The organism is Pseudomonas sp. P5_B2 (assembly GCF_056400445.1).
This window is the reverse complement of the sequence record NZ_JBFULH010000886.1, coordinates 1-1,400: the sequence shown is the minus strand read 5'-3', so window position 1 is coordinate 1,400 and position 1,400 is coordinate 1. Positions and strand designations below refer to the sequence as shown.

The following is a 1,400-nucleotide window of genomic DNA, read 5'->3' as shown; positions in this document are numbered from 1 at the left end:
ATAGAGGTGCGCAGGTTCAAAGCAACGCTGCGTGGCGTTCAGGGTTCATTGTCGGTCATGGCTAGCTGCTGCATAAAGTGATCCTCACGCCGCAGTTGCATGGGGCCATACGCCCCTGGTTTCATATGAAACTTTCTCATGGCTTCTGAGTCGGTCACGAGCTGATCAAGTGCGTTGCACTCATCGTACATAGCGTCCCAGTGACGCAGCACGTTGGCGCGTATTCGAGAAGGTGCGCGTACCCTGGTGGTATCATCAAGGAGAAGGTCTGGCAGTTTAAAACGCCGAAATGCCTGGCTTGTCGAGAGGCTGGTCTTGCGGATCTTCCTGTTGTAGGTCGCGGCCCGGAGTGATCCTGGAAGCATGAATTTTCCGCGCTCTTTCCCGCACTCTTTTCTAAGGGATTTGATGCAGAATTGGAATTCGCGGTCGCTCAAACCCTCAGAGAGCGGGTACTCCACTCCCCAATGCAGAAGCATGTCATCAATCAGTTGGCGGGCTGAGGCCTCAATGCGCTCGCTAAGCTGCTCGGTGGTCAAGCCGATGTCGTTGGTGTATCCATAAAGCATGAGTATGAAGTAGAACACCACTACGTGGCGTGACATACCTCTGCACAAATCGTTGCAGAGTGCGTCACCCAACCATTTGTTACTGACGAAGTCATTGATTACGTTGGCCAGCATTGCAAGATTGAGACTCGACATGTCCAGCGCTAGGTGGCAAAGCGTGGCAGCGAGCTTGAGTCTGTGGCGAACGGTGAGGTTCGGGAAGTGAATGGCGATGAGGATGTGGACGATGTTGTATTCAAGTCTTCCGCTGTCTTCAAGCAAGTGCTTGAACTTGGCGTCGATCCTGCTTTCTTGGAAACGGTCGAGACCACCTAGCCTGCAGGCCACCCATTTGTACTCTCCCTCGTATTCATTCGCAATGGCATTGGCTTCGAGCACTGAAAGCATGCTGAAGGCCGTCTCCGCAATCAGTTCCCCATCTTTGTACAACAATACGATGACTAGCGAGCCATAGGTTTCGCAGTGGTGCAGACGGTGTTTTGTTACCAAATTTTCCAGCTTGGCTTGGTGATGAACTCGGTTGAAAATCTCATGCATCATGATCTCGGTGATGTTTAGCATGACGACTGAGGCCGCCGATTTTCCCTGAGCCGAAAGCTTCGGCAACGCGGCAGTCCGGCGATAGAGAAATTCTGTGCCCCATACCGTAGTTGTTAAGTCAAGGTAGTGCGTGTACTCATGGATGCACAGGTTGTAGGCATCCTTTTCGGATGGCGTGAGTTTGTTTTTTCTGTGGCCAGGCTTGAGCGCGGATCGGATCAGTTTCCTATCTTGAGCGGAATATGTGTTGAGAAGAATGACGCTCGTGGTGTAGTCAAGACTTCCCAGTTC

General features: G+C 51.9%; 1 protein-coding gene. It reads right to left on the bottom strand.

Going from position 1 to position 1,400, the window contains the following annotated elements:
* Positions 1-38 precede the first annotated feature (38 nt).
* A partial coding sequence (locus tag AC1DRJ_RS27730) for a hypothetical protein (RefSeq protein WP_477804958.1) occupies positions 39-1,400 on the bottom strand: 1,362 nt, incomplete at its 5' end.